Origin of the sequence: Dankookia sp. P2, from assembly GCF_050632255.1 — a bacterium.
Lineage (GTDB): Bacteria > Pseudomonadota > Alphaproteobacteria > Acetobacterales > Acetobacteraceae > Paracraurococcus.
Window position 1 is genome coordinate 2,109,459 of sequence record NZ_CP192581.1, and the last position, 25,556, is coordinate 2,135,014.

Consider the following 25,556-nt stretch of genomic DNA (forward strand, 5'->3'; position numbering starts at 1 on the left):
CTGCAGCGCGGCGCATATCGGGCCGATGCCCTCCCACGATCCCGGCGCACCGTCGGGCGCCGCGCCCGGATCGACCCGGCGCCTCATCCTGCTGCTCGGCCTCGCCTCCTTCGCCGGGGCGCTCAGCGTGCGCGCGACGGACCCCTTCGTGCCGACCATCGCCGCGGAATTCGCGGTGTCGACCGACCGGGTGGCACTGCTGGCCACCGCCTTCGCGGTCCCCTTCGCACTGATCCAGCCGATCCTCGGACCGGTGGGCGATGCGCTGGGCAAGCGGCGGATCATCCGCGCGGCCCTGCTGCTGCTCTCCTTCTTCGCCTTGCTCGCGCCGCTCTCGCCCGGCCTCGGCACGCTGACCCTGCTGCGGGCGCTGACCGGCATCGCCGCCGGCGGCATCATGCCGCTGACCCTCGCAACGGTCGCCGATGCAGTGCCGATCCAGGACCGCCAGGTGGCGCTCAGCCGTGTGGTGGTCTTCGCCATCGCCGGGCAGATCGCCGGCGGCGCGCTGGCAGGCGTGCTGGCCCCGATCATGGGCTGGCGCGGGGTGCTGGGGTTGTGCGGCGGCGTCGCGCTGCTGGCGGCGGGGCTGCTCTTCCTCATCCCCTTCGGCGGCCCACCCGAGCCGCGCCGGCGGTTCGAGCCGGTCAAGGCGCTCGGGCGCTACCGGATGATCCTCGGTATGCCGGCGGCGCGCATCCTCTATCTCGCGGTCTTTCTCGAAGGCATCTTCGTCTTCGGCACCTTCCCCTATCTGGCGCCCGTGCTGCAGGCACGGGGCCTGGGCAGCGGCGGCGGGGCGAGCCTCGAGGCCGGGTTGGCGGTCGCCGCCTTCGGCGCGGGCGGCTTCGTCTATGCGGCGATGGCGCGGCCGCTGCTGGCGCACATAGGCCAGTCCCGCATGGTGCGGCTCGGCGGCGGGCTGGCCGCGGCGGCGCTGCTGGGCTTCGCCTTCGCGCCGGTTGCGGCGCTGTTCATCGCTGCCGGGCTGCTGCTCGGCACCGGCTTCTACATGATCCACAACTCCATTCAGACGCGGGTGACCGAGGTGGCGCCGGAGGCGCGCGGCTCGGCCGTGGCGCTGCACGCCTTCCACTTCTTCGGCGGGCAATCCTTCGGCCCGGTGCTGGTCGGGCTGGCGATCGGCGGCTTCGGCGCGCCGGCGGCCTTCGCGCTGGCGGCGGCCGGGATCCTGGCGCTGAGCATCAGGTTGGGCCGGCGATAGGATTGCGAACGGCCGGCCCGGTTGCCCGGGGCCAGCCGCTGCGCCGTTGGGGTTGAGAGCTCAGGCCGCCTTGAGGTGCTGCAGCAGCTTTTCCGTGGCGCCCGCCTTGTCGGTGCGGTCGATGGCGGCGAGCTCGGCGGCCAGGCGGTCCATCGCCTGCTCGTAGATCTGGCGTTCGGAGAAGGACTGGTCCGGCTGCCCGGCATTGCGGTGCAGGTCGCGAACAACCTCGGCGATCGCCACCGGGTCGCCGGAGTTGATCTTGGCCTCGTATTCCTGGGCGCGACGGGACCACATGGTGCGCTTGATGCGCGCCCGGCCCTTGAGCGTGTCCAGGGCTTCCTTCATCGCCTCCTCCGAGGCGAGCTTGCGGAGGCCAGAAGAGGATGCCTTCCCGACCGGGACGCGCAGCGTCATCCGGTTCTCATCGAAGGTGACGACGATGACCTGAAGGGTGTGACCCGCGGCGGACATCGATTCTGATGCCCTGAACGGTCCCGACCCCATGGGTCGGGTAGACGACATGGTCGCCGGTCTTGAATTCCACGTGTTTCGACGGCTGTCTCGGAGGGGTGAATGGGGCCCGTCGCGCCGGGCCGGCATGCCATGGGCATGGACGGGCGGCACGGGGGCGGGGAGAGGGGCGGATGCCTGCGCCTCGGCCATGCCGGGGGAGCGGGCTTCGCCGCCACCGGCGGGGCCGGGGGTGGCGAATCTGGGCTTGTCATGGCGGGGGCGGCGCGGCCCGCCTCGGCGGTGCGGCTGGCGGCGGCCTTTGGCGGCGGCGCCGCCATGGCCGGCTTCGCCGCGGGCTTCGCGGCCGGGAGGGCAGGCTTCGGCGCCGGTGCCACCGGCGACGGGGACGCGGCCTGGATCTTGGGCGGTTGGAGCTTGGCCGCTGTCGCAGGGGCGGCCTGCTTCGCCGTCGCGGGCTTCGCCGCGGCTGGCTTCGGCGCGGGCGACATGGCGGATTTGGCGACTGGCTTCGGCGCGGCGGCCTGAACGGGCTTGGGCGGCGCGGCCACCGGCTTGGTGGCGGCAACGGGCTTCGCAGCCGGCTTCACGGCGGCCTTGGCGACCGGCTTCGCCGCGGGCTTGGCGGCGACCTTCGCGGCCGGCGGCTTCGCCGGCTTGGCCGCGGCGGTACGACGCGCTTCCGCCACCTGCTTCGGCTTGGCAGCCGGGCGCGCTGCCTTGGCGGGCGGCTTCGCCGGGGCGCCACGCCCCCCTTGCCGCTGGCCTGTGCCTTCATGCCGGACAAATCTCCTGCGGCAGGTCCGAACCGAACGGCCAGCACATCCCGCAGCCCCCCAGGAATCGGTGGCTGGACAGCCCTTCGAAGGAGCACCTGTCGGGGTCGCGACCCATGCCGAAGTTCCGCATATGCTTCCACCGGCGGCCGGCTTGGCCATCGGGTTGAAACCATAGCATTCCTTCCAGCGGGAGTCATTATCCCGGCCGGCCCGGCGCCCTGCTGGAGACCCGAGCCGCCGCGCCTCCCTCGAATGTGCGTAGCCGTACGATCGGGTCGGCGCGGCCGGCCGAACGTGGTTTTCACGCTTTAATTTCGTGGTTTTTGTGGCGGCGTCGACGCTGACTGCGTAGGGGAAGCGCCGCCGGGCGACGCCGGCCCTGGGCAGCACCGGTCCGCCCGGGCGATTTTCCTCACAGGGACGTTCTACGCGGCAGGATCGCGGCCGAGTCCCATACAACGACCAAGACCAACAGCCACACGAGGGACGCCAGGCATTATCGACGTGGATACGCTTGAATATACCGTTTTTTGTCGTTAAATATCCGGTAACGCCGACATCGGTCGTGCAGACCTACCCCTTCAAACTCCGCCCGCGAGGAAATCAAGCCGATGAGCAACCCGGCGAAGGCGAAGCCCGCCACCGCGCCCCAGGTCTTCACCGCCAACCGCCTGCGCGACGGCCGCGTCGTCTGGCTGGGCGAAGGCACCGCCTGGGTCGAGACGGTCGCCGAGGCCCGGGTCTTCCAGCCTGCCGAGGCCGCCTCCGGCCAGGCCCTGGCCCAGGCGGCGGAGCGCGTACAGCAGGTGGTCGGCGCCTATGGCGTCGAGGTCACGCTGCAGGCCGGCCAGCCCGTGCCGGTGAAGTTCCGCGAGCGGCTGCGCGCCCAGGGCCCCTCGGTCGATGCCGAGCCGCCCGCCTATCGCCTCGCCTCCTGAGATCCGGGACCCCGCCCGATGAATGCCTATGTCGGCCCCACCGCCCTGCCCGCCCCCGCCTATCCGCCGCATGCGCGGACCTATCGCTATGACGAGGTCGACCGGGAATTCCTGGCCGAGCGCATCGCCGAGTTCAGCGGCCAGATCGAGCGCCGGCTAGCCGGGGCGCTGACGGAGGACGAGTTCAAGCCGTTGCGGCTGATGAACGGCCTCTACCTCCAGCTGCATGCCTACATGCACCGGATCGCCATCCCCTATGGCCTGCTGAATGCGACGCAGCTCCGCCAGTTGGCGATGATCGCGCGCCGCTGGGACCGCGGCTTCGGCCACTTCACCACCCGCACCAACATCCAGTTCAACTGGACGAAGCTGGAAGACGTGCCCGACATGCTCCGCGCCCTGGCGGAGGTCGACATGCACTCCATCCAGACCAGCGGCAATTGCATCCGCAACACCACCATCGACGAATATGCCGGCGCCGCGCCGGACGAGGTGGTGGACCCGCGCATCTACGCCGAGATCATCCGGCAATGGTCGACGCTGCATCCGGAATCCACCTGGCTGCCGCGCAAGTTCAAGGTCGCCATCACCGGTGCGGCGCAGGATCGCGCGGCGATCCAGATCCACGATGTAGGCCTCCAGGCGAAGCGCAACGCGGACGGCGCGATCGGCTTCGAGGTCTGGGTCGGGGCGGCCTCGGCCGCACCCCGATCCTGGCGACCAAGCTGCGTGACTGGGTGCCGGAGGACGAGCTCCTCGCCTACCTGGAAGCCGTCATCCGCGTCTACAACGCGCTGGGACAGCGGGAGAACATCCACAAGGCCCGCATCAAGATCCTGGTGCGCGACCTGGGCGAGGAATACCGCGCGCGGGTCGAGGCCGAGTTCGCCCGCCTGCCGAAGGAGAAGTACCGGCTGGACCCGGAGATCGTCGCGGAGATCGCGGCGCATTTCGCCCCGCCGCCCTTCGCCGCGCTGCCGGACAATCCCGCAACCTACGTCCAGGCGCTCGACGGAAACGCCGCTTTCGCCGCCTGGGCGAAGCAGAGCGTCCGCGCCCACAAGGCGCCGGGCTATGCCTCGGTCACCATCTCGCTGAAGCCGATCGGCGGCATCCCGGGCGATGCCTCGGCCGAGCAGATGGAGGCGGTGGCCGCGCTCGCCGAGCGGCATTCCTTCGGCGAGATCCGCGTGACCCACGTGCAGAACCTGGTGCTGCCGCATGTGCGGCAGGAAGACCTGCTGGCGGTCTGGGAGGGCCTGCGCGCGGTCGGGCTCGCGACGCCAAATATCGGCCTGGTCAGCGACATCATCGCCTGCCCGGGGATGGACTACTGCTCCCTGGCCACCGCCCGCAGCATCCCGGTCGCGCAGATGATCTCCGAGCGCTTCGCCAGCCTCGACCGGCAGCTCGACATCGGCGAGTGCTTCATCAACATCTCCGGCTGCATCAATGCATGCGGCCACCACCATGTCGGTCATATCGGCATCCTCGGCGTCGATAAGCGCGGCGCCGAGAGCTACCAGATCACTCTCGGCGGCTCGGCGACCAACGATGCGGCGATCGGCGAGCTGGTCGGGCCGGGCTTCCCTACGATGCTGTCACCGATGCGGTGGAGACCATCCTCCGCATCTATGTCGCGCGGCGCGCCGCTGGCGAGCGCTTCGTCGACACCTATCGCCGCATCGGCCTCGCGCCGTTCAAGGAGGCGCTCTATGCCGTTGCTTGAGGATGGCCGCATCGTCGCCGACGACTGGGTGACGGTCGCCGAGGACACGCCGCTGCCGGACGCGCCGGCGATCCTGTCTTTCGCCCGGCTGCGCGCCGAGCCGCTCGAGGGCCGCAACGCGCCGCTCGGCTTGGCGCTCGACCCGGCGACGCAGCCGGAGGCGATCGCCGACCTGCTGCCGCGGCTGTCGCTGATCGCGTTGACGCTGCCGAAGTCGAAGGACGGCCGCGCCTTCACCCAGGCCCGGGCGCTGCGCGAGCATTTCGGCTTCCAGGGCGAGATCCGCGCCACCGGTCATGTGCTGCCCGACCACTACCGGATGCTGCTCCGCTGCGGCGTCAGCACCGTGCAGCTCCTCGAGGATGCTGATTCGGCGGTCTGGATCCGCTCGGCCGATGTGGTCGACATCGCCTACCAGCCGGCCCGCGATGCCGGCGCACCGCTCGGCCTGCGCCGCCGGCGGCTGGAAAGGGTTTGAGATGCACCGCCGTTCCCTGCTGGCGCTCGGCGCCGCGGTCCTCACGCGTCCGGCCTTCGCCGAGGCCTGGCCGGCTGAGCGCTCGATCCGCTACGTCGTGCCAGTGGCGCCCGGCGGCAGCCAGGACATCGTCGCCCGGCTCTTCGCCAGGCACCTGACCGATGCGCTCGGCCAGAGCGTGCTGGTCGAGAACATGCCCGGCGCCGGCAGCAATATCGGCTACGAGCATGTCTCCCGGCAGAAGCCGGACGGCTATACGCTGCTGGCGGGGTCCGACAGCCTGTCGATCAACAAGACGCTCTTCCCGAAGCTCGGCTTCGACGTGACCGGCTTCGCCCCGGTGGCGCAGGGCGTGCGGGTGCCGCAAATCCTGGTGGTGCGCGCCGACAGCCCGGCCCGCAGCTTCGAGGAATTCGTCGGCCTCGCCCGGCGCCAGCCGGTCGCGGTCGGCACGCCGGGCAATGGCAGCCTGGCGCACCTGCTGGGCGAGCAGATCCAGGGCGCCGCCGAGATCCGCTGGACCCATGCGCCCTACAAGGGCGGCGCGCTGGCGGTAAACGACTTGCTGGGCGGGACCCTGCAGGGCGTGCTGATCAATATCGGCGCGGTGACCGACCATGTGAAGGTCGGCAGGCTGCGCGGCCTCTTCGTCTCCTCCGGCGAGCGCACCCGGGCGCTGCCCGAGGTGCCGACGCTCACCGAGGCCGGGCTGCCCGGCGCGACGGCCGTGGGCTGGCACGGCATCGTCGCCCCGGCCGGCACCGATTCTGCGATCCTGGCGCGGGTCAACGCGGCGCTGGTCGGCGTGCTGGCGAAGCCGGATGTCGCGGAGCGCGTCGCGGCGCTGGGCCTCGAGCCCGTCACGGCGCCGCCCGAGGCACTGGGCAAGGTTATCCTGGCCGATGCCGGGCGCTGGGCCGAGGTGGTGCGGCGGGCGCGGATCCAGCCGGACTAAGGCAAGGCCGGGGGAGAAGGTATTCTCCCCCAGTCCGCCTCGTCTATTTTTCCGAGTCCGGTACCCGCCTCGCGGCGGTAGCCGGCTTCCTGGCCCCCGAAAAGTCACCTGCTAGGCTCCCCTGGAATGGCGGGAGGAGCCAGGCATGCAGTTCGGCATCTTCGACCAGAACGACCTCGGCGCGGCCGATCTCGGCGCGCATTACGAATCCCGCCTGGCTCTCGCCGCCTTCTACGACCAGGCCGGCTTCGATCGATATCATGTGAGCGAGCACCATGCGACGCCGCTCTCGACGACGCCCACGACCGGCGCCTGGCTGAGCGCGGTCGCGCAGCGTACCACGCGGATCCGGCTCGGGCCCCTGGTCTACATCCTGCCGCTGCGGCATCCCCTGCAGGTCGCCGAGGAGGTCTGCCTGCTCGACCACCTCAGCCACGGCCGCTTCGAGCTCGGCATCGGCCGCGGCGTCTCGCCCTTCGAGCTCGGCTACCACGGCGTCGACGCGGCCGAGAGTCCGGCGATGCTGCGCGAGGGTCTCGACCTGCTGCTGCGCGCCCTGACGCAGGAGGAGGTGAGCTTCGAGGGTCGCTACTGGCAGTGCCGCGACGTGCCCATCGTGCTGCGGCCGAAGCAGCGCCCGCACCCGCCGCTCTGGATGCCGAGCGCCACGGTCGAGCACGCCGCCCGCGCCGCGCAGGGCGGCTTCGCCACGGTCTGCAACGGCCCGACGCAACGCATCGCCGACATCGTCGCCCGCTTCCGCGGCGAATGGACCCGGCCGGAGCCGCTGCCCTGCATCGGCCTGTCGCGCGCCATGGTCATCGCCGAGACGGCGGAGGAGGCGCAGGCGGTCGCGCGGCGCGCCTGGCGGGTTCATGCCATCAGCTTCCTCAAGCTCTGGCGCAAGCACGGCGCAGCGCCGGTCAATGCGGTGATGAGCGAGGATTTCGCCGATGCCGAGGCGGCCGGCCTCGCTTTCGCCGGAACGCCGGCGCAGGTCCGCGACGCGCTGCGGGCCCAGGTGGCGGCGACGGGCGTGAACTATGTCGTCAGCCGCTTCGCCTTCGGCGACCAGACCCATGCCGAGATGCTGCGCTCCGCCACGCTCTTCGCGCGCGAGGTCATGCCGGCGCTGGCCGAGGAACACCGTGCGGCCGCATGAAGCAACCAAGGGAGAACGATCCAATGAGCTTTCCGCTAACTGAATCCAATCCGGAGGCCCTCGGCCTCGACCCCCGCCCGCTCGAGCGGCTCTGCGCCACCATCGAGCGCCACGTGGCGGAAGGCCACCATCCCGGCGCGCAGGTCGCGGTCGCCCGGCACGGCAAGCTGGCGCTGTTCCGCAGCTTCGGGAAGGCCCGCGTCGCACCCGACGTGGCGGCCGATGCGCGCAGCCTTTTTCTGATGTATTCCAACACCAAGGTGGTCACCGCCGCCGCGGTCTGGATGCTGGTGGAGGACGGGCTGCTCCGCTTCCACGACACCATCGCCCAGCACGTCCCGGAATTCGCCGCCAACGGCAAGGGTGAGGTCACCGTGCTGCAGCTGCTGACGCATCAGGGCGGCTTTCCCTCGGCCGTCGTGCCGCCGGAGCACATGCAGGACCACGCGCTGCTGCGCCGCACGGTCTGCAACTTCACCCTGGAATGGACGCCCGGCAGCAAGGTCCGCTACCACCCCGCCTCGGCGCACTGGACCGCGGCGGTGCTGATCGAGGCGATCACCGGCCAGGATTTCCGGCATTTCATCCGCGACCGCGTCATCGCCCCGCTCGGCCTGGCGGACGAGATCTTCGTCGGCCTGCCGGAGGCGCAGCAGGCCCGCGCCGCCTTCATCTACGACCCGCCGGCCGAGGGCCGCTTCCCGCGCGCGACGGCGAGAACCACCCGCTGCACCAGCAGGCCGGCATCCCCGGCGGCGGCGGCTATGGCAGCGCGCGCGGCATGGCGGCCTTCTACCAGATGCTGGCCCAAGGGGGCGCGCTGAACGGCACCCGCGTGCTCTCGCCGCGGATGATCGAATTCGTGACGCGCAACTTCACCGGCGACCGCATCGACGAATACATGGGCCTGCCGATGAACCGCGGCATCGGGCCGCATTCGCGGGGCGAGTTCCCGGTGGCGCGCGGCCTCGGCGCCATCGCCCATCCCCGCACCTTCGGGCATGGCGGCGTGGGCAGCTTCTATTGCTGGGCGGACCCGACCAGCGGCGTCAGCTTCGCCTTTTTCTCGAACTGCCGACAGACCGAGATCTTCCACAATCAGCGGATGGACGTGCTGTCCAACCTGGCGCATGCCGCCATCCTGCCGGGGTGAGAAGGTTGGGGAGGGAAACAGGCATTCCCTCCCCAAACCCCACCCTTCCCTTGTATGGGTCGGCTGCCGCCGCGCGGCGGGTGCCAGACTCCCAAAAATAGATGAGGGGGTTGGACGCACCGCGTCCAACGGGAGAATACCTTCTCCCCGGCCTTCTAAGCCGCCGCCGCCAGCGTCGGCCGCTCGCCGGCGATCGTGGTCCGCACCATCAGCCGCCGCTCCGTCGTGCTGTCGAAGGGGGTCGCGCGGTGCAGCACCGCGCGGTTGTCCCAGACGACGATGTCCTGCGGCGCCCAGGCGTGCCGGTAGACGAATGCCGGCTGCGTCGCATGCGCCATCAGCGCCTCGATCAAGGCCCGCCCCGCGGCCTCGTCCAGCCCCTCCACGCTGCGGGCATGCGCGCCGAGATAGAGCGCCGGCCCATGCGGATTCTCCTCGAGCAGCATCGCCTGGCGCACCGGCGGGTGCTGGGTGCGCTCCGCCTCGCTCACCAGCTCGGGCGCGATGCGGCTGCGCGACCAGCCGAAGTCGTGCACCGCCACGCGGCCGCGCACCTGCGCCCGCAGCGCCTCCGGCAGCGCCGCCCAGGCCGCGCGCATGCCGGCGAACTCGGTCTCCCCGCCGCGCGCCGGGATGGCGCGGGCCGAGAGCGCCGAGGCGCGGGCCGGGACCGGCTTGAAGCTGCTGTCGTGGTGCCAGTGGCGGTTCGCCAGGTTGTTCAGCACCTGCCGGTCGCTGGGCGGGGCGATCCGCCCCTCGGCATCCATGTTGCTGAGCACGATCAGCGGGCTGCCGGCGCCGCGGGCGCCGGGCCGCGTCGCCTCCAGCGGCCCGAAGGCCTCGGAGAAGGCGACCTGCTGCGCGTCGTCGATGTCCTGGCCGGGCAGCACCAGCACGGCATGGCGGTCGAGCGCCGCGCGCAGCCAGGCGGCCTGCTCCGCCGTCACGCCGCGGCGCAGGTCGATCCCGGTGACCCGGGCGGCAAACAGCGGGTGCAGGGGCGTGGCTTGGGGCGTGGCTTCGGGCATGGGTCGCTTTCCCTCCGGAGTTTCCGGGAAGCATGCGCCGGCCGCCCGGCCGTGGCCAAGGGGGTGTCAGCGGCGTCGCGCGAGCATCGTCAGGACCATGACGCCGACCAGGATCACCATCCCCGTGCGGTGCTCGCTGATCCATTGCAGGGCTTCGGGCAGCATCAGACGATCATCCCTTCGGTTTTCTCACCAAGCCTATTCGACCCGCAGCGCCGCGCCGGCAGCCAGCGGCGCCAGCGGCAGGGCGGCGGCCAGCAGCGCCCCAAGCAGCAGCAGGTAGGGCCGCGCATCCAGCCCGGCCGCCGATGCCTCGATCCCCGCCGCGCCGAAGATCACCGCCGGGATCGCCAGCGGCAGCACCAGCAGCGGCAGCAGCACCCCGCCGCGCCGGGCGCCGAGGGTCAGCGCCGCGCCCGCGGTCCCGAGCAGCGAGAGGAACCCCGCCGCCAGCCCGAGCGCCGCCATCGCCGCGCCCCAGGCCTCGACCGGCAGGTTCAGCATGGCGGCCGCGATCGGCGTGGCCAGCAGCAGCGGCAGCCCCGTGGTCAGCCAATGCGCCGCGGCCTTGGCGAGCGCGATCGCGGCGGGGGCGAGGCCCGAGAGCAGCAGCTGGTCGAGCGTGCCGTCCTCGGCATCCGCGCCGAACAGCCGGTCGAGCGGCAGCAGGGCGGCCAGCAGCGCGGCCGCCAGCAGCGCCCCGGGGGCCAGCCGCGCCAGCGTCTCCGGCGCCGGCCCGACGCCGAAGGGAAACAGCGCGGCGACCAGGACGAAGAACAGCACCGCCGCCAGCGTATCGGCGGGGTGGCGGAGGGCGAGGCGGAGCTCGCGCGCCAGCAGCGCGGCCCAGGGCGCCAGGGACGACCGGTTCACGCCGCGCGCCGCGAGGGCGACGGGATCGAGTGCCGTCACAGCCGCAGTTCCCCAGCGCCCGGCAGGGGCAGCGGCAGGTGCGTCGCCGCCAGCACCATCCCGCCCGCCGCGCGGTGCCGCGCCAGCAGCCGCCCCAGCCGCTCGACCGAGGCGGCGTCGAGCCCGACCGTCGGCTCGTCCAGCAGCCAGAGCGGGGCGGGATGGGCGGGATCGGACAATGCCAGCCGGGCCAGCGCCAGCCGCCGCTTCTGGCCGGAGGACAGGACCCGCGCCGGCAGCTCCGCCAGGGGCAGCAGGTCGAGCGCGGCGAGCGCCGCCGCCACCTCCCCGCCCCAGAGCCGCGCGAAGAAATGCAGGTTCTCCCGCGCAGTCAGCGCCGGCTTCAGCGCATCCTGGTGCGAGAGGTAGCGCAGCCGCGCCGCATGCGCCGCGCGGTCGGCCAGGGCATCCCGGCCGTCCCAGAGCAGCGCGCCGGCCTCCGGCCGCAGCAGCCCGGCCAGCAGCCGCAGCAGGGTCGACTTCCCCGCACCATTGGCACCGACCAGCAGCAGGGCGCCGCCCGGCTCGAGCCGGAAGGACAGGCCGGCGAAGACCACCCTCTCGCCCCTCAGGCAGGCGAGGTCCCGCGCCTCCAGCATTATCCGACCTAGCCCCTTGGAATTGCGCGCCCCGTGGACCATCCCGCGGCATCATGCTTAAACCCGCCCGAGTGGTGCGCCGCAACGGCGCGCGACGAACGGAGAAGGTTCCGGATCATGCGGATGATCGGGCAGGACAGCCTGAAGACCCGCCGTACCCTGACGGTGGACGGCAAGACCTACCATTACTTCAGCCTGCCCGAGGCAGCCAAGAGCATCGGCGACGTCAGCCGCCTGCCCTATAGCCTCAAGGTGCTGCTCGAAAACGTGCTGCGCTTCGAGAACGGCAGCAGCTACACGGTGGAGGACGCGAAGTCGGTCGCGGGCTGGCTGCCCTCCGGCCATTCCGAGAAGGAGGTCCCCTTCCGCCCGGCCCGCATCCTGCTGCAGGACTTCACCGGCGTCCCCGCGGTCGTCGACCTCGCCGCCATGCGCGACGGCATCATCAAGCTCGGCGGCGACCCGCGCAAGGTGAACCCGCTGCTGCCGGTCGACCTGGTCATCGACCACTCCGTCATGGTCGATGTCTCCGGCACCGCCTCGGCATTGCAGCAGAACGTCGACATCGAATTCGAGCGGAACGGCGAGCGCTACGAATTCCTCCGCTGGGGCCAATCGGCCTTCGACAATTTCCGCGTCGTCCCGCCCGGCACCGGCATCTGCCACCAGGTGAACCTCGAATACCTGGCGCAGGTGGTCTGGACCGCGACCGACACCGGCGACACCGTCGTCTACCCCGACAACTGCTACGGCACCGACAGCCACACGACGATGGTGAACGGCCTCGGCGTGCTCGGCTGGGGCGTCGGCGGCATCGAGGCGGAGGCGGCCATGCTCGGCCAGCCGATCGCCATGCTGATCCCCGACGTCATCGGCTTCAAGCTGACCGGCAAGCTGCGCGAGGGCGTCACCGCCACCGACCTGGTGCTGACGGTCACCCAGATGCTGCGCAAGAAGGGCGTGGTCGGCAAGTTCGTCGAGTTCTTCGGCGCCGGCCTCGACGACCTGCCGCTGGCCGACCGCGCGACGATCGGCAACATGGCCCCGGAATACGGCGCGACCTGCGGCTTCTTCCCGGTGGACGCCATGACCATCGGCTACCTGCGCCTCTCGGGCCGCGACGAGCACCGGGTGAAGCTGGTCGAGGAGTACGCCAAGGCCCAGGGCATGTGGCGCGACAGCAGCGCGCCCGACCCGGTCTTCACCGACACGCTCGAGCTCGACATGGGCACGGTCGAGCCGTCGATGGCCGGGCCGAAGCGGCCGCAGGACCGGGTGGCGCTGGCCAGCGCCGCCGCCTCCTTCGCCAAGGACCTCGCCGCCGGCACCATGGGCGTCCCGGGCGACCAGGCGAACAAGCGCGTGGCGATCGAGGGCGCAGATTACGACCTCGGGCACGGTGACGTGGTGATCGCCGCGATCACGTCGTGCACCAACACCTCGAACCCCTATGTCATGCTCGCCGCCGGCCTGGTGGCCCGGAAGGCGCGGGCCAAGGGGCTGAAGCCGAAGCCCTGGGTGAAGACCTCGCTCGCCCCCGGCAGCCAGGTGGTCACCGAATACTACGAGGCCTCGGGCCTGCAGGCCGATCTCGACGCGATGGGCTTCCAGACCGTCGGCTATGGCTGCACCACCTGCATCGGCAACTCCGGCCCGCTGCCGGACGCGATCGTCGACGCCATCGAGAACGAGAAGCTGGTGGTCGCCGGCGTGCTGTCCGGCAACCGCAACTTCGAGGGCCGCGTCCACGCCAATGTCCGCGCCAACTACCTGGCTTCGCCGCCGCTGGTGGTCGCCTATGCGCTGGCCGGCACGGTGACCAAGGACCTGACGAAGGAGCCGATCGGCAACGGCGCGGACGGCCAGCCGGTCTACCTGAAGGACATCTGGCCGACGCAGAAGGAGGTCAACGACACGGTCGAGGCCTGCGTCACCCGCAAGCAATTCCTCGAGAAGTACGGCGACGTCTTCAAGGGCCCACAGCAGTGGCAGGCGATCCGCGTCGATGCGGACAGCGACACCTACCGCTGGAACTCGGGTTCTACCTACGTGCAGAACCCGCCCTATTTCGAGGGCATGACCGCCGAGGTGAAGCCGGTCCAGTCGGTGCACGGCGCCCGCATCCTGGCCGAGCTTCGCCGACAGCATCACCACGGACCACATCTCCCCGGCCGGCAACATCCGCAAGACCAGCCCGGCCGGCGAATACCTGCTGGAACACCAGGTCCGGCAGAACGACTTCAACAGCTACGGCGCCCGCCGCGGCAACCATGAAGTCATGATGCGCGGCACCTTCGCCAATATCCGCATCAAGAACGAGATGGTCCCCGGCACCGAGGGCGGCGTCTCCAAGCACTACCCCTCGGGCGAGGTGGCGCCGATCTACACCGTCGCCATGAAGTACAAGGCCGAGGGCGTGCCGCTGGTGGTCTTCGGCGGCAAGGAATACGGCACCGGCTCCTCGCGCGACTGGGCGGCCAAAGGCACCTTCCTGCTCGGCGTGAAGGCCGTCATCGCCGAGAGCTTCGAGCGCATCCACCGCTCGAACCTGGTCGGCATGGGCGTCCTGCCGCTGGTCTTCATGAACGGCCAGGACCGCAAGTCGCTGAACATCCGCGGCGACGAGCAGATCGACATCCTCGGCCTCGAGGACCTCAAGCCGCGCCAGACCCTGGAGCTGGTCATCCGCCGCGCCGACGGCACGGTGGACAAGACCCAGGTGATGAGCCGGATCGATACGGCCGACGAGGTCGAGTACTACAAGAACGGCGGCATCCTGCACTACGTGCTGCGCGGGATGGCCAAGGCGGCCTAAGGCGGCGCCTGACCGGACGGAAGCAAGGGGCCCGCAAGGGCCCTTCGCATTTCCGGGCGCTTAAACCCGGGGCGAGCGGGGTAACATGTCACCCCGAAGGTGCCCAATGAGCGCCAAGGCCAAGCGCGGCAAGGTCCGCCGCTACCGCGAGAACATGCGCCGCCAAGGGCTGCGCCCGCTGCAGATCTGGGTGCCGAACCGGCAGGCCTCGAGCTTTGCGGAGGAGTTGCAGCGCCAGGTCCGCGCCATCGCCGAAAGCGAGCAGGAGAAGGCTGACATCGCCTGCGTCGAGGCGATCTCGGCCGCATGGCCCTGAGGCGAGGCGAGATCCGGACCGTCTCGGGCGGCGCCTATGCCATGAAGCCGCGCCCCGCCATCATCATCCAGGACGACGCATTCCACCGTTTCGACTCCGTCACCCTGATCCCCTGCACGACCAACCCGACGTCGGCCCCGGCTATTCGGCCCGGGCTGCTGCCCAGTCCCGGCAACGGCCTGCGGTCGGACTGCCGCGCCATGATCGACAAGACCACCACCGTCCCGCGCGCCGATCGCGGCACCCGCATCGGCACCCTGGCCGAGGATGACATGCTGCGGATCAGCCGTGCCCTGGTGCTCTTCCTCGGGATCGGCTGAGCCTCAGCCCTCCACCACCCGGATTCCCATCCCCAGCAGCGACGCCACCGTGTCGTTGAACCGCGCCTCGTCCACCTCCTCGGGCGGCATGGCCGCCAGCAGCTCCGCCCGGGTGACATAGCCGCGCTCCTGCCCCCAGCGGACCAGCCGGCCGATCTCGCGCGCCAGCCGGTCGGGGAAGCGGCCGCGCAGCACCGGTGCTTCCGATTCGTCGGCGACCTCGATCTCCAGCTCCGCCAGCGCTTCCAGGAGGTCCTCGACCAGCTCGCCCGAGACCTCGGGCGCCGCCAGCGCCGCCGTCACCTCGTCGAGCGTGACCCAGCCGCGCGCCTTGCCCTGGCGCACCAGCGCCCCGATGGCTTCCACCCAGGGCCCGAAGGCATTGCTGTCCATGGCGGTATCCCCCGTCATCGCCGACTTGAGCCTAGCACGCCAGGGGCTGGTCCCTGTGGTCGAAGCGCCGCCAAGTCAGCCGCCATCATCCTCCGTCCCGGACTCGATGATGGTGATGCCCATTTCACCGAGGCTGGAGAGCGTATCCTCGATCAGCTCCGTCGAAGCCCGGTCCGCTGGCAGCGCGGCATTCACCTCGTCGAAGGTGACATAGCCGCGCACCTTGCCGCGTTCGATGAGCCGCTTCACGCCGGCCGTCGTGGCGTCGAGAACGGCGTCCTCCGCCTCGGCGACCGCGATGCCCTGAGCCTGCAGTGCCGCCATCCATTCGTCGACCAGCGCAGCCGGCGTCGCGGGTCCGCCGAGTGCCGCCTCGACCTCGGCCCGGGTCACCCGGCCGCGTGCCCGGCCCGCGGCGACCAGGGCCTCGATCCGCTGCACCCAGGGCCGAAATGGAGATCTGTTCATCCGCCCTTTTTCCTGCCCTTGTCGCGGCCGGCCTACCAGGCCACCGGCGCGCCATTGTGGTCGAAGAAGCCGCCCGACTGCGCCGGGTCGAGCCCGGCCAGCACGTCGAGGATGCGCCGCGCCGCCTCGGCCGGCGCCTGCACCTCGAGCCCGGCCTTGGAGAAGGGGGAAGACAGGCCGCTGTCCACGGTTCCCGGATGGATCGCCACCACCGCCGCCCCCGGATTGGCCCGCTTCAGCTCAATCGACGCCGTCCGTACCAGCTGGTTCAGCGCCGCCTTGGAGGCGCGGTAGCTCCACCAGCCGCCCAGCCGGTTGTCGCCGATGCTGCCGACCCGGGCCGAGAGCGCGGCGAAGACCGACCGCCCGTCCCGCCGCAGCCGTGGCAGCAGGTGCTTCATCGCCAGCGCCGGGCCGATCGCGTTCACCGCGAAGGATCGCGCCAGGTGCTCGGGGTCGAGCTGGCGCATCGCCTTTTTCGGGCTGGAAACGGTCGTCATGCAGAAAGCCGGTGGCGACGACGACCAGCGCCAGGTCCGGCGCCTCCCCGGCCAGCCAGGCCGCCGTGGCGGCAAGGTCCGCCTCCTCGGTGACGTCCACCGCCGGCTCGCTGCGACGCGACAGGCCGATCACCCGGCGCCACCGCCCTTCCGCCTCCAGCGCCGCGACCAGCGCCGCGCCGATTCCACCCGTGGCGCCCAGGACCACAGCGGACCCGGGTCCGGCAGGGCTGCGGTCGGACGCTTCGGCGCCCCGGCCGCTCAGCGCCAAAGCCGCCGCACCCGCAGGAAGCCGCGATAGCCGAGCTCCGCCAGCGGCGCCACCGGGGCCCAGGCGACCAGCCGGCCGAGCCAGCGGAAGCCCGGCACGCGCTGCCAGATGGCGGCGAAGGCCGCGGCGCCCGAGACCAGCCTGCCATCCGGCAGCCGCGCATGGATGCGGGCCAGCGCCGCTTGCTGATCCAGCCCCTCCGGCGCGGCGCGGGAGACATCGACCCAGTCGAGGCCCGCCGCGCCGATCCGGTCGCGATAGAGCGCGACCTCCCGGGTGCAGACGGGGCAGCCGCCGTCGTAGAAGACGGTCAGCGGAGCCTCCGGCTCGGCCATGGCGCTCAGATCCTCCGCGCGGCGCTGACCGCCGCGGCGCTGCCATGGCCGACGACGAAGGCCCAGGCCCGCAGCAGCGGGCCGCGCGCCGCGCCGCCGAGCGCCGCCGCCGCCTCGTCGCGGTGGTGGACCTCCTCGCCCTGGCAGGTCTCCAGCAGGCGGCGCAGCGCGCCTTCCGCGCCGCCATGGCCGAGCTTGGCGATCTGCTCCTCATAGTGGTGGTCGACGAAGGTCTCCACCGCCTCGATCGTGGCATAGACGGCGCGCGGGCCGAAAAGCGCCGGCAGCCAGCCGGTCAGGAAGCCGGCGACGCGCCAGACCGGCAGCAGGATGCTGCGCTGGCCGGGCGCCAGCATCGCCTCCAGCAGCCGCAGGTGCTCGGCCTCGGTCGCCAGGTGCTGCCTGGCGAAGGCGCGGATCGCCGGGTCGGCCGCCCGGGCCAGGATGCCGCGATAGATCATCACCGCGCCGGTTTCCCCGGCATGGTCGGAGCGGAGGTCGCCGAGCAGGCCGGGGATGCTGGCCAGCAGCGGCGGCAGGTCGATGGCCGGGGCGGCCGAGGCACTCATGACGTTCATGGCACGGAGTTGGGCCGTGCGCCGCGCCCGGCAAGGCCTGAAATGCGAAGGGCCCGCGAGGGGCCCCTTGCTCGTCACCGATGGGGCGGCGTCGCCGCTCAGCGGTCGTCCATCGCGGCGCCGATCTCGGCGCGCAGCTCGTCCTCGAGGCTCGGCTCCTCCTCGCGGACGATCTCCTCGCCGCGGGCCTGGCGCTCGGCCTCCTCCAGGGAGCGGGCGACATTGACCACGACGTTGATATGCACCTCGGGGTGCAGCTCGACGCGGACATTGGTCAGGCCGAGCGTCTTGATCGGCTGCTCCAGCAGGACCTGGTTGCGGTTGACGGTGAGCCCGCCCTCCTTGCAGCCCTCGGCGATGTCGCGGGCGGAGACGGAGCCGTAGAGGCTGCCCGACTCGCCGGCCTGGCGGATGATGGTGACGGTCAGGCCCGAGACGCGCTCGCCGATGCGCTCGGCTTCCTCGCGGCGCTTCAGGTTCTGCGCCTCCAGCTGGGCGCGATCGGTCTCGAAGCGCTTCAGGTTGGCGGCGTTGGCGCGGATCGCGCGGCCCTTGGGCAGCAGGAAGTTCCGGGCATAGCCCGGGCGAACCTTCACCACCTCGCCCATCTGGCCGAGCTTCTCGACACGCTGCATCAGGATGAGTTCGATCATTGGCGTAGCACCTGTCTTAGCTTTGGCGCGGCGCCGGGCGCCGCAGGAATTGGTCGTAGAGGCCGAGGGCCACGAGGCCCGGGCCCATCACCTGGAGGAAGAGCACCAGCAGCAGGTAGAAGCCGGCCAGCATCGGCCGCCTTCCCCTGGCGCCGCGCAGCCGCGTGTGCACCCCGGCGACGCCCTGCAGGAACAGCGGCACCACCAGCAGCAGCAGGGCCGAGAGGGCGAGGATGTCGCTGTCCGCCGGCATTGCCAGTAAGAGCCCGAGCGCCATCGCCGGCAGCAGCGGGTACCAGCCCGGCAGCCGCACGGCCGCCCAGTCCGGCCGCGGCACCGCCAGCAGTTGGCGCTTCGCCAGGAAGCCCACCGCCGCCACCGCGTTCGCCAGCAGGGAGACGGCGGCCCAGAAGCCGATCGCGCCTGCCTTAACCCGCACCAGCGCGGCGACGAATTCCTCCGGCGCCGGAACGCCGAGCCGGGTGAGCGAGGCCGCCATCGCGTCCCGCATCGCCGCTTCCAGCCCGCCATCATCCGCCAGGAAGGCAGCGGTCGCCAGCAGCACCAACAGCGGCCAGAGCCCGAGCAGCGCCAGCGGCAGGGAGAGGCTCAGCCTGCCGCTGCGCAGCGCCGTCGTCATCAGCAGCGGCGCCGGCACCCCGAAGAGCACCAGGTAGGTCACGGTGGCGAAGCCGCCCTGGACCAGCGCGATCAGCAGCGTCGCCAGCAGCCCGCCCACCACCGCGGCGGCGGCGCCGAAGCCGAGGCCCGCGGCGAAGAGCGGGAAGCTGGCCAGCCAGAATAGCCCGGTGCCGAGCGGCAGGCCGCGCATGGCCCAGAGCGCCAGGATGGCCGAGACGAGCCCGCCCGCCGCCCCAGCCAGCAGGCCGGGGTCGCCGAGCAGTCCTTGCCATTTCCTTGGCCCTGCGGCCGCAGCGCGGTCACCGCACCCATGCTCCGTCGTCCTGGCGATCCGTTGCCGGACCCGGCTGCCTCAGTCGTTGATGACGTAGGGCAGCAGGGCCAGGAAGCGGGCGCGCTTGATGGCGTTGGCGAGCTTGCGCTGCTTCTTCGCACTGACGGCGGTGATGCGGCTCGGCACGATCTTGCCGCGCTCCGACAGGAAGCGGGACAGCAGGCGCACGTCCTTGTAGTCGATCTTCGGCGCGTTCGGGCCGGAGAAGGGGCAGGACTTGCGGCGGCGGTAGAAGGGCCGGCGGGCGCCGACCGCGGGACGGCGGCCAGCAGGCGTCAGGTCGGGGGAGGTCTGGTCGGACATGCTGGATTACTCCTCGCCGCCGGTGGCGGGGTCGACTTCGTCGCGCGGGCGGGCGCGGAATTCCTCGCGCTCGTCGCCGCGGTCGCGGCGGCCGCTGGTGAAGCGCCCGGGCGGGCGCGGGCCGCGGAAGCCGCGGTCACGGTCGCGCTCCTCGCCCCGGCGGGACAGGATGGCGGACGGCGCCTCGTCGATCGCCTCGATCCGCAGCGTCAGCACGCGCAGCACGTCCTCGTTCAGGCCGAGCTGGCGCTCGACCTCCTGCATCGCCACCGGCGAAGGCGTCGATGCCGAGGAGCATGTAGTGCCCCTTGCGGTTCTTCTTGATGCGGTAGGCGAGGCCGCGCAGGCCCCAGTATTCACGCTTCTTCACCTCGCCGCCCTGTTCGGTCAGGATGGTGGCGACCTGGTCGGCGACGGCGTCGACCTGGGCCTGCGTGATGTCGTTGCGTGCGATGAACACGCTTTCGTACAGTGGCATGGATCCCCCTATGGCTGCTCAGCCCAGAGGCGCCGGCAGGATGCCGACGCACGCGAATGGGCATAGCCGCGCGCGATGCCTTCGCGGGCGGCAGGGAAGCGGCGCATAAACCACGGATGGGCCGGCCGGGGCAAGCGATGAGTCGCGGGGCCGGACGGTTCACGCATGCGGGATGACAAGCCGTTGCCGCTTCTTCTAGACAGCCCCGGATCGCCAAAGAAGGACTTGCCCTTGTCCCGTCTTCCCCTGCTGGTCCTGCTGGTCGGCCTGGCGGCCTGCGCCGAGCGCTACTCGCCCGACACCTATGCCACCCGCGCCGTGCAGCAGGCGAACAAGGTCGAGCCCGGCGCGGTGATCGGCGTCCGCAAGGTGCAGATCAGCGCCGAGGGCAGCACCGGCGCCGCGGCCGGCGCCGCGGCCGGCGGCGTGCTCGGGGCGCAGACGCCGGGCGGCGGCATCGGCCAGGCGCTGGGCGGCGTCGGCGGCGCGCTGGTCGGCGGGTTGATCGGCCGCGCGACCGAATCCGCCGCGGTCGATACCCCGGCCTTCGAATACATCGTGCGGACCGAAAAGGACGAGCTGCTCTCGGTCACCCAGAAGGACAACCGTGCCGCTGGCGATCGGACAGAAGGTGCTGGTGATCACCGGCACCCAGGCGCGGGTGGTGCCCGACTACACGGTGGCGACCGCGCCGCGCCCGCCGGCGCGGGAGCCGGCGCCGCCCCGCGCCGAGCCGACCGGGGCCGAGCCGGCGCCGCGCCCGCCCGAGGATCCTGCCGCGGCCGCAGCCGCGACGGTGCTGCAGCAGATGGTGCCGGCCCCGCCCGGCCCGCCGGTGCTGGTCCCCGCCCCGCCGGCGCCGCGCCCCGGCGCGGCGATCCCGGCGGTTGCCGGGCCGCTCGCGGCGGCGCTGGCCAGCCGCAGGGGAGGCCGAGCCGGACTGAGGGCGAAGCCCTAGCCGCGGACCTGCACCGCCGGTGCGGCGCCCAGCAGGGCCCGGTCCAGCACCTGCACCTCGCTCGCCAGCCGGCAGGCATCGTAGGGCTTGATGAAAAGCCTTTCCCAGGGCCGCATGATGCGACTCTGCAGCATTTCCGGGCTGCCGGTGGCATAGACGACCCGCAGCACGGGCAGCCGCCGCCGTGCCTTGGTGGCCAGCATCAGCCCGGTCTCCCCTGGCCCCAGATTCAGGTCGGTCACCAGAACGGTGATGCGGCCGGGCGGCTGCTCGAGAATGACCTGGGCCGCTTCGGCATCGGCCGCATCGAAGACCTCCAGCCCGAGATCCTCCATGTGCTCGGCGAGGGTCAGCCGGATGGCAGTGTCATCCTCCACCAGCAGAATGGCCATGATGCGCACGCCTCCTTCGCTCGTTCACCCTGCGATGGCGCCTCGGGTTTTTCCATGCTGAGAAATATAAACCCACCACAAAGTTACCCGCATGAGTTGTACTGCATCTGGGTTGGCCACTATTGGGTGATTGAGCCCGCATCGATTCCGCTGACCGTCCTGCGGAGCCCGCAAATCCCCTGGCGACTCGGCAGTGATGCGGGCACCTTGGCTCAACGCCCGCGTTTGGACCGGACGTCACTGGAACCCAGCGCCATGCCGCCTGACCGCCCTGTCCCGGGGTCCGTCCACGGCCTGCCCCGGCGTCCGCGGCCCCGGCCGCCGCGGAGCCCGATGCCTTCGAGCTCTGGCTTCGCCGCGGACTGCAGGCCCGCTATGCGGCGATCGTCGCCGAACCGCTGCCGCCCGCGCTGCTGCACTGGTGGCGCAGCCTCGCCGGCGGCACGCCAGAGTCGGAGGACCGCTTCGACCAGCGGGTCCGCGAGCGAGCCTATTTCCAGTGGCTGGCGGAAGGCCGGCCGGAAGGCCGCGACCTGGAACACTGGATGGCGGCTTTCGTGCAGGAGATCGCCGCAACGGCCGATCCGCGCCGCAGGGCACCCACGGTCAAGGCGCCGGCCCGGGCAGGAACAGCCAGGTCGGGTCGCGGTTGAACCGCGCCTCCGCCCGGTAGCCGAGCGGGCCGAGGATCGCCGCCACGGCGGCGAAGGCCGCCTCCTCCAGGGTTTCCACATAGATCGCCGGCCGGTGCCGGCCGAGCGTGCCGCGAGCGCCTTCCAACACCGCGGGCTCCATGCCCTCGACATCGATCTTGATGGCGTCCGGCCGTTCGGCCAGCACGTCGTCCAGCCGGGCGACCGCGACCTGCCCTTCGCCGCAGTCGAGCCGGGTCCGCCCGGCATTGTGGCCGGGGCCGGGCCGCAGCCGGGCGGTGCCGGGCGCGGCGCCGAGGCCGAGCCGGCGGAGATCGAGCCTTGCCGAGAGCCCGTTCGCCGCGAGCGTCGCGGCGCAATGGTCCGCCAGCGCCGGCGAGGGCTCGAAGGCCAGGACCCGGGCGCCGCAGGGCCCCGCGGCGAACAGCGCATGGTTGCCGATATTGGCGCCGACATCGACGAAGAGCCCGCCCGGCGGCAGCCGCCGGCGCAGGTCCTCGAGCATCTCCGCCTCATAGAAGGCGCCGGTCGAGAGCAGCCCGTGCTGGATGTGGTCGGCCGGGTTGCGCAGCGGGAAGCGGCCCTGCCAGCCGCCATGCGCGATCGGGATCAGCCGCTCGCGCGGCGCCGGCGGCACGCGGTCCCGCAGCAGGCCCAGCACCGCCTCCACCTGGGCGCCGAGGCCGAAGCGGGCCGCGACCAGCCCGCGCCAGCGGCCCGGCCGGGCGTTGCAGAGCAGGACCACCGCCTGGTCCACCGTGCCGAAGCGGACCTCCTCCGGCCAGAATTCCTCCGCCCCGCGATGGTCCAGCACCGCGAGGTCGCAGCCGGCGGCGGCCGCCTCGGCGATGGCATAGCCGAAGCTCTCGTGCAGGCTGGTCGAGAGCAGCGCGGCGTTCTGGGCATGCCAGGCGGGCATGGCCGCGGCCGGCAGCGCGCCGTCGAAGCGCACCGCGCCGGCGAGCCCCATGCGCGGCACCAGCCGCAGCAGCGCGTCCTGCACCATCCGGTCGCCCGGCGTCGCCACGATGTGCAGCCGCCAGCGGGCATCCTCCTCCAGCAGCCGGGCCAGGACCTCGAGCGCCAGGGTCGGGTTCTTCCGCGCGATCATGCTGCCGCACCAGCCGATGCGGAACGGGTCGGCCAAGCGGGGCATGTCCGTGGCGGCCGGGGCGAAGCGGGCCAGGTCGAGCCCGTTATGCACGACCATGCAGCCGCGTGGTGCGTTCCAGCAGCGGCGCCGATTGCAGCACGATGCGGGCCATGTCCTCGCTGACCACGATGGCGTCGTCCACCCTGGACCAGTCGCAGCGGGCGACATGCGGGGCCTCGTAGGCCTCGACCCGGTGGATGCGGACCAGCACGCGGCGGCCGGCGAAGTCGGTGCGGGCGATGAGGTCCGGGAAGGGCGGCCAGCAGAATTCGAACCAGAGCGCGTCGCGCGCGGGGTCGTCGGTCCAGGCCAGGGCCTCGGCCAGCACCTCCGGGCCGGTTACGGTGAAGGGGCGGACCTCGATGGCGCCGGTGGCGGCGAGGCCGGCCAGGAGGTCGGGCAGGAAATGCTCCAGCCCCCGCAACTGCAGGACGGCCAGGCGCGGCGGCCTGCCCTCCCCCGTTGCATCCTGCATGGCATGGCCCCTTCTGGCTGCCGGGGCACGATGAAACGGGGCGCGTAAAAGCAAAGTTAAGGCCAGGGAGGAAGTATCCTCCCTGGACCCTCCTCTATTTCTCTGAGTCTCGCATTCGCCGCGCGGCGGCACCCGACCCGCAAAAGGGAAGGGAGGGGTTGGACGCATGCGTCCAACGGGAGGGAACACCTGTTTCCCTCCCCGACCTTCACGCCAGCGCATCCTGCCGCGCGAACAACGCCCGCAGCTGCACCGCCGGCCGGTCGCCCATGTAGTAGGAATACTCCGCCGCCCGCCGATAGAAGGCCTCCTCCTCTGCCGGCAGGCCGGTGTCGCGATACCAGGGCAGGTGCCGCGCGGCGAAGTCGCCTGCGACGCGGATGCCCTCGAAGGGCCGCGCCGGGTCGAAATGCGCCTGGTCGTAGAGCGCGAAGGTGGTGTCGATGTCGGCGCGGTACAGCGGCGTGGCGATTCCCGGCACTGCCACCGGATGCCGCCAGTGCACCGCCTCCGACTCCCAGATCCGCTTCCAGCCATCGGCATGGCGGAAGGGCCGGTCCTGCATCAGGGGACAGTCCTCGAGGCTGAGGGCGAAGCCGGCCTTGCCCACCCGGCAGGCCTCGGTCACCCGCGCCAGCGTCGCGCAGAAATCGATGGGCAAGGCGGGGTTCAGCGCCAGGTCCGGGTCGGTCAGGCAGAAATGCCGCGGCAGCGAGCGCAGGAAGCCGGGATCTTGCCATACCGCCCGCGGCCCGAGATTGCGGCCGAGCGGCACCACCAGCAACCGGCCTGGCGCCAGCCCCTCCGCCGCCCAGCGGCGGTAAAGCTCCAGCGCCGGCGGGTATTCCGAGCCGTTGTCGAGCACCACCGGCCGCAGCCCGGGGAAGCGCAGCAGCTGCGCCACCATGGCAGCGACATAGGTCGGATTGTTGAAGGCCGGGATCAGCACCGGCATCTCCCCTCCGCCGCCAGCCCCGCCATGCCCCGCTCCCGCTGCAAGCTGCGCAGCCTGCCCCCGGCTTTCCTTCCGGCGCGTGAAGATTGGGGCGAAAGTTGACAGTCGGGTGACCGACCTTTACCCCGCCCGCCCATCACGCACGGCCCGCCCACAAGGAAAAACCCGCCATGGCGCTCGCCTTCGTCTTCCCCGGCCAGGGCAGCCAGGCCCCCGGCATGGGCCGCGACCTCGCCGCCGCCTTCCCCGCCGCGCGGGAGGTCTTTCAGGAGGTGGACGAGGCACTCAAGCAACGCCTGTCCGCCCTGATGTTCGAGGGCCCGGCCGAGGAGCTGACCCTGACCGCCAATGCCCAGCCGGCGCTGATGGCGCATTCGGTGGCCGTACTGCGGGTGCTGGAGGCCGAAGGTGGCTTCGACCTCGCCACGCGCGTGGCCCTCGTCGCCGGCCATTCCCTCGGCGAGTATTCCGCGCTGACCGCGGCCCGCGCCTTCGACCTGCCGACCGCCGCCCGCCTGCTGCGGCTGCGCGGAGAGGCGATGCAGAAGGCGACCCCGCCGGGCACCGGCGCGATGGCGGCGCTGCTCGGCGCCGAGCCGGCCCAGGCCGAGGCCCTGTGCGAGGCGGCGCGGGTCGACCCCGCGACCGGCAAGGCCGAGGTGCTGCAGGTGGCCAACGACAATGGCGGCGGCCAGGTGGTGATCTCCGGCGCCAAGGGCGCGGTGGACCGCGCCGTGGCAGCGGCGCCGGGCGCCGGCATCAAGCGGGCCATGCCGCTGCCGGTCTCCGCCCCTTCCACTGCGCGCTGATGGCGCCGGCGGCGGATGCGATGGCCGAGGCGCTGGAACGCGCGACGGTCAGCGCCCCGGTGGTGCCGGTCGTCGCCAATGTCTCGGCCGACAAAGCGACCGACCCGGCCGAGATCCGCGACCTGCTGGTGAAGCAGGTGACCGGCACGGTGCGCTGGCGCGACTGCGTCGCCGCCATGGCGAGCATGGGCTGCGACCGCTTCGCCGAGCTCGGCGCCGGCAAGGTGCTGACCGGGCTGATGAAGCGGAACGCGCCCGACGCCTCGGCCGTCGCCATCGGCAACCCGGCCGATATCGAAGCCTTCCTGAAGACGCTCTGAGGA

Annotated in this window: 27 protein-coding genes and 6 pseudogenes; 14 read left to right on the forward strand and 19 right to left on the reverse strand. The window is 71.7% G+C overall.

Features of this window, described 5'->3' with window-relative positions; all coding sequences use genetic code 11:
• Positions 1 to 25 precede the first annotated feature (25 nt).
• Complete coding sequence (locus tag ACQ86J_RS12535; protein ID WP_431271358.1) at positions 26 to 1,225, forward strand: MFS transporter; 1,200 nt, start codon at positions 26 to 28, stop codon at positions 1,223 to 1,225.
• Between the two features lie 60 nt (positions 1,226 to 1,285).
• Here ACQ86J_RS12535 and ACQ86J_RS12540 read toward each other — a convergent pair whose 3' ends face one another.
• Entirely contained in the window at positions 1,286 to 1,699 is a 414-nt protein-coding gene (locus ACQ86J_RS12540; protein ID WP_431271359.1) for a CarD family transcriptional regulator, read from the reverse strand.
• On the reverse strand, positions 1,650 to 1,772 hold the full coding sequence (locus ACQ86J_RS12545; protein ID WP_431271360.1) for a CarD family transcriptional regulator: 123 nt from the start codon (positions 1,770 to 1,772) through the stop codon (positions 1,650 to 1,652). The genes ACQ86J_RS12540 and ACQ86J_RS12545 overlap by 50 nt, the downstream gene beginning before the upstream one ends.
• Before the next feature lie 29 nt (positions 1,773 to 1,801).
• On the opposite strand from ACQ86J_RS12545, the gene ACQ86J_RS12550 reads away from it, so the two are divergent.
• The 7 genes and pseudogenes from ACQ86J_RS12550 to ACQ86J_RS12580 all read left to right on the forward strand — a co-directional run bounded on the left by ACQ86J_RS12550 (position 1,802) and on the right by ACQ86J_RS12580 (position 8,893).
• The gene (locus ACQ86J_RS12550; protein ID WP_431271361.1) at positions 1,802 to 2,227 is read left to right on the forward strand and encodes a hypothetical protein; all 426 of its coding nucleotides are present in this window, start codon (positions 1,802 to 1,804) and stop codon (positions 2,225 to 2,227) included.
• 862 nt (positions 2,228 to 3,089) lie between these two features.
• On the forward strand, positions 3,090 to 3,416 hold the full coding sequence (locus ACQ86J_RS12555; RefSeq protein ID WP_431271362.1) for a DUF2849 domain-containing protein: 327 nt from the start codon (positions 3,090 to 3,092) through the stop codon (positions 3,414 to 3,416).
• Positions 3,417 to 3,434: 18 nt separating this feature from the next.
• Positions 3,435 to 5,145 (forward strand): annotated as a pseudogene (locus ACQ86J_RS12560) (nitrite/sulfite reductase).
• Positions 5,146 to 5,332: 187 nt separating this feature from the next.
• A pseudogene (locus ACQ86J_RS12565) lies at positions 5,333 to 5,623 on the forward strand (DUF934 domain-containing protein); the annotation flags it as partial.
• A 1-nt stretch (position 5,624) separates the two neighbouring features.
• Complete coding sequence (locus ACQ86J_RS12570) at positions 5,625 to 6,578, forward strand: Bug family tripartite tricarboxylate transporter substrate binding protein (protein ID WP_431271363.1); 954 nt, start codon at positions 5,625 to 5,627, stop codon at positions 6,576 to 6,578.
• A gap of 145 nt (positions 6,579 to 6,723) precedes the next feature.
• Positions 6,724 to 7,740 carry an LLM class flavin-dependent oxidoreductase gene (locus ACQ86J_RS12575; RefSeq protein WP_431271364.1) on the forward strand — a complete coding sequence of 339 codons (1,017 nt, stop codon included), beginning with the start codon at positions 6,724 to 6,726 and terminating at the stop codon, positions 7,738 to 7,740.
• A 23-nt stretch (positions 7,741 to 7,763) separates the two neighbouring features.
• Positions 7,764 to 8,893 (forward strand): annotated as a pseudogene (locus ACQ86J_RS12580) (serine hydrolase domain-containing protein).
• Positions 8,894 to 9,048: 155 nt separating this feature from the next.
• Here the strand turns inward: ACQ86J_RS12580 and ACQ86J_RS12585 are convergent.
• The 3 genes from ACQ86J_RS12585 to ccmA all read right to left on the reverse strand — a co-directional run bounded on the left by ACQ86J_RS12585 (position 9,049) and on the right by ccmA (position 11,432).
• Positions 9,049 to 9,921, reverse strand: a complete 873-nt coding sequence (locus ACQ86J_RS12585; RefSeq protein WP_431271365.1) for a TauD/TfdA dioxygenase family protein — start codon at positions 9,919 to 9,921, stop codon at positions 9,049 to 9,051.
• Positions 9,922 to 10,119: 198 nt separating this feature from the next.
• A complete protein-coding gene (gene ccmB, locus ACQ86J_RS12590; RefSeq protein WP_431272386.1) occupies positions 10,120 to 10,794 on the reverse strand; it encodes a heme exporter protein CcmB in 675 nt (224 codons plus the stop codon).
• A gap of 35 nt (positions 10,795 to 10,829) precedes the next feature.
• Positions 10,830 to 11,432: a heme ABC exporter ATP-binding protein CcmA gene (ccmA, locus tag ACQ86J_RS12595; RefSeq protein ID WP_431271366.1), complete on the reverse strand. Its 603-nt coding sequence runs from the start codon at positions 11,430 to 11,432 to the stop codon at positions 10,830 to 10,832.
• A gap of 117 nt (positions 11,433 to 11,549) precedes the next feature.
• Here ccmA and acnA point away from each other — a divergent pair.
• The 3 genes and pseudogenes from acnA to ACQ86J_RS12610 all read left to right on the forward strand — a co-directional run bounded on the left by acnA (position 11,550) and on the right by ACQ86J_RS12610 (position 14,883).
• Positions 11,550 to 14,247, forward strand: a pseudogene (gene acnA, locus ACQ86J_RS12600) (aconitate hydratase AcnA).
• A 106-nt stretch (positions 14,248 to 14,353) separates the two neighbouring features.
• Positions 14,354 to 14,563: an antitoxin MazE family protein gene (locus ACQ86J_RS12605; RefSeq protein ID WP_431271367.1), complete on the forward strand. Its 210-nt coding sequence runs from the start codon at positions 14,354 to 14,356 to the stop codon at positions 14,561 to 14,563.
• Positions 14,554 to 14,883, forward strand: a complete 330-nt coding sequence (locus tag ACQ86J_RS12610) for a type II toxin-antitoxin system PemK/MazF family toxin (protein WP_431271368.1) — start codon at positions 14,554 to 14,556, stop codon at positions 14,881 to 14,883. Before ACQ86J_RS12605 ends, ACQ86J_RS12610 begins: the two co-directional genes overlap by 10 nt.
• A gap of 3 nt (positions 14,884 to 14,886) precedes the next feature.
• On the opposite strand, the gene ACQ86J_RS12615 is transcribed toward ACQ86J_RS12610, so the two are convergent.
• The 10 genes and pseudogenes from ACQ86J_RS12615 to ACQ86J_RS12660 form a co-directional block, all read right to left on the reverse strand.
• Positions 14,887 to 15,276, reverse strand: a complete 390-nt coding sequence (locus ACQ86J_RS12615) for an RNA polymerase sigma factor region1.1 domain-containing protein (RefSeq protein ID WP_431271369.1) — start codon at positions 15,274 to 15,276, stop codon at positions 14,887 to 14,889.
• A 75-nt stretch (positions 15,277 to 15,351) separates the two neighbouring features.
• Positions 15,352 to 15,744 carry an RNA polymerase sigma factor region1.1 domain-containing protein gene (locus tag ACQ86J_RS12620; RefSeq protein WP_431271370.1) on the reverse strand — a complete coding sequence of 131 codons (393 nt, stop codon included), beginning with the start codon at positions 15,742 to 15,744 and terminating at the stop codon, positions 15,352 to 15,354.
• 32 nt (positions 15,745 to 15,776) lie between these two features.
• Positions 15,777 to 16,244 (reverse strand): SDR family oxidoreductase, encoded by a 468-nt coding sequence (locus ACQ86J_RS12625; protein WP_431271371.1) that lies wholly within the window; start codon positions 16,242 to 16,244, stop codon positions 15,777 to 15,779.
• Between the two features lie 261 nt (positions 16,245 to 16,505).
• Entirely contained in the window at positions 16,506 to 16,850 is a 345-nt protein-coding gene (locus ACQ86J_RS12630) for a thiol-disulfide oxidoreductase DCC family protein (RefSeq protein WP_431271372.1), read from the reverse strand.
• 5 nt (positions 16,851 to 16,855) lie between these two features.
• Complete coding sequence (locus ACQ86J_RS12635) at positions 16,856 to 17,419, reverse strand: demethoxyubiquinone hydroxylase family protein (RefSeq protein WP_431271373.1); 564 nt, start codon at positions 17,417 to 17,419, stop codon at positions 16,856 to 16,858.
• Positions 17,420 to 17,526: 107 nt separating this feature from the next.
• The gene (gene rplI / locus ACQ86J_RS12640; protein WP_431271374.1) at positions 17,527 to 18,081 is read right to left on the reverse strand and encodes a 50S ribosomal protein L9; all 555 of its coding nucleotides are present in this window, start codon (positions 18,079 to 18,081) and stop codon (positions 17,527 to 17,529) included.
• 16 nt (positions 18,082 to 18,097) lie between these two features.
• Positions 18,098 to 18,913, reverse strand: coding sequence for a hypothetical protein (locus ACQ86J_RS12645; RefSeq protein ID WP_431271375.1), 816 nt, complete (start codon positions 18,911 to 18,913; stop codon positions 18,098 to 18,100).
• A 162-nt stretch (positions 18,914 to 19,075) separates the two neighbouring features.
• Complete coding sequence (rpsR, locus tag ACQ86J_RS12650; RefSeq protein WP_431271376.1) at positions 19,076 to 19,360, reverse strand: 30S ribosomal protein S18; 285 nt, start codon at positions 19,358 to 19,360, stop codon at positions 19,076 to 19,078.
• A gap of 6 nt (positions 19,361 to 19,366) precedes the next feature.
• Positions 19,367 to 19,838: pseudogene (rpsF, locus tag ACQ86J_RS12655) on the reverse strand (30S ribosomal protein S6).
• Positions 19,839 to 20,140: 302 nt separating this feature from the next.
• Positions 20,141 to 20,431: a hypothetical protein gene (locus tag ACQ86J_RS12660; RefSeq protein WP_431271377.1), complete on the reverse strand. Its 291-nt coding sequence runs from the start codon at positions 20,429 to 20,431 to the stop codon at positions 20,141 to 20,143.
• Between the two features lie 14 nt (positions 20,432 to 20,445).
• Here ACQ86J_RS12660 and ACQ86J_RS12665 point away from each other — a divergent pair, with 14 nt between their 5' ends.
• Positions 20,446 to 20,796: a hypothetical protein gene (locus ACQ86J_RS12665; protein WP_431271378.1), complete on the forward strand. Its 351-nt coding sequence runs from the start codon at positions 20,446 to 20,448 to the stop codon at positions 20,794 to 20,796.
• Here the strand turns inward: ACQ86J_RS12665 and ACQ86J_RS12670 are convergent.
• A complete protein-coding gene (locus ACQ86J_RS12670; RefSeq protein WP_431271379.1) occupies positions 20,793 to 21,188 on the reverse strand; it encodes a response regulator in 396 nt (131 codons plus the stop codon). The two genes, ACQ86J_RS12665 and ACQ86J_RS12670, sit on opposite strands and share 4 nt — an antisense overlap.
• 503 nt (positions 21,189 to 21,691) lie before the next feature.
• On the opposite strand from ACQ86J_RS12670, the gene ACQ86J_RS12675 reads away from it, so the two are divergent.
• Positions 21,692 to 21,841: a hypothetical protein gene (locus ACQ86J_RS12675; protein ID WP_431272387.1), complete on the forward strand. Its 150-nt coding sequence runs from the start codon at positions 21,692 to 21,694 to the stop codon at positions 21,839 to 21,841.
• Here ACQ86J_RS12675 and ACQ86J_RS12680 read toward each other — a convergent pair.
• From ACQ86J_RS12680 to ACQ86J_RS12690, 3 genes are all read right to left on the reverse strand, one after another.
• On the reverse strand, positions 21,795 to 23,051 hold the full coding sequence (locus ACQ86J_RS12680) for an FkbM family methyltransferase (protein WP_431271380.1): 1,257 nt from the start codon (positions 23,049 to 23,051) through the stop codon (positions 21,795 to 21,797). The two genes, ACQ86J_RS12675 and ACQ86J_RS12680, sit on opposite strands and share 47 nt — an antisense overlap.
• Entirely contained in the window at positions 23,038 to 23,469 is a 432-nt protein-coding gene (locus ACQ86J_RS12685; RefSeq protein ID WP_431271381.1) for a hypothetical protein, read from the reverse strand. The genes ACQ86J_RS12680 and ACQ86J_RS12685 overlap by 14 nt, the downstream gene beginning before the upstream one ends.
• Positions 23,470 to 23,677: 208 nt before the next feature.
• A complete protein-coding gene (locus ACQ86J_RS12690) occupies positions 23,678 to 24,418 on the reverse strand; it encodes a hypothetical protein (RefSeq protein ID WP_431271382.1) in 741 nt (246 codons plus the stop codon).
• A 176-nt stretch (positions 24,419 to 24,594) separates the two neighbouring features.
• Between ACQ86J_RS12690 and fabD the strand changes: the two are divergent.
• Positions 24,595 to 25,553: pseudogene (fabD, locus tag ACQ86J_RS12695) on the forward strand (ACP S-malonyltransferase).
• Positions 25,554 to 25,556 lie beyond the last annotated feature (3 nt).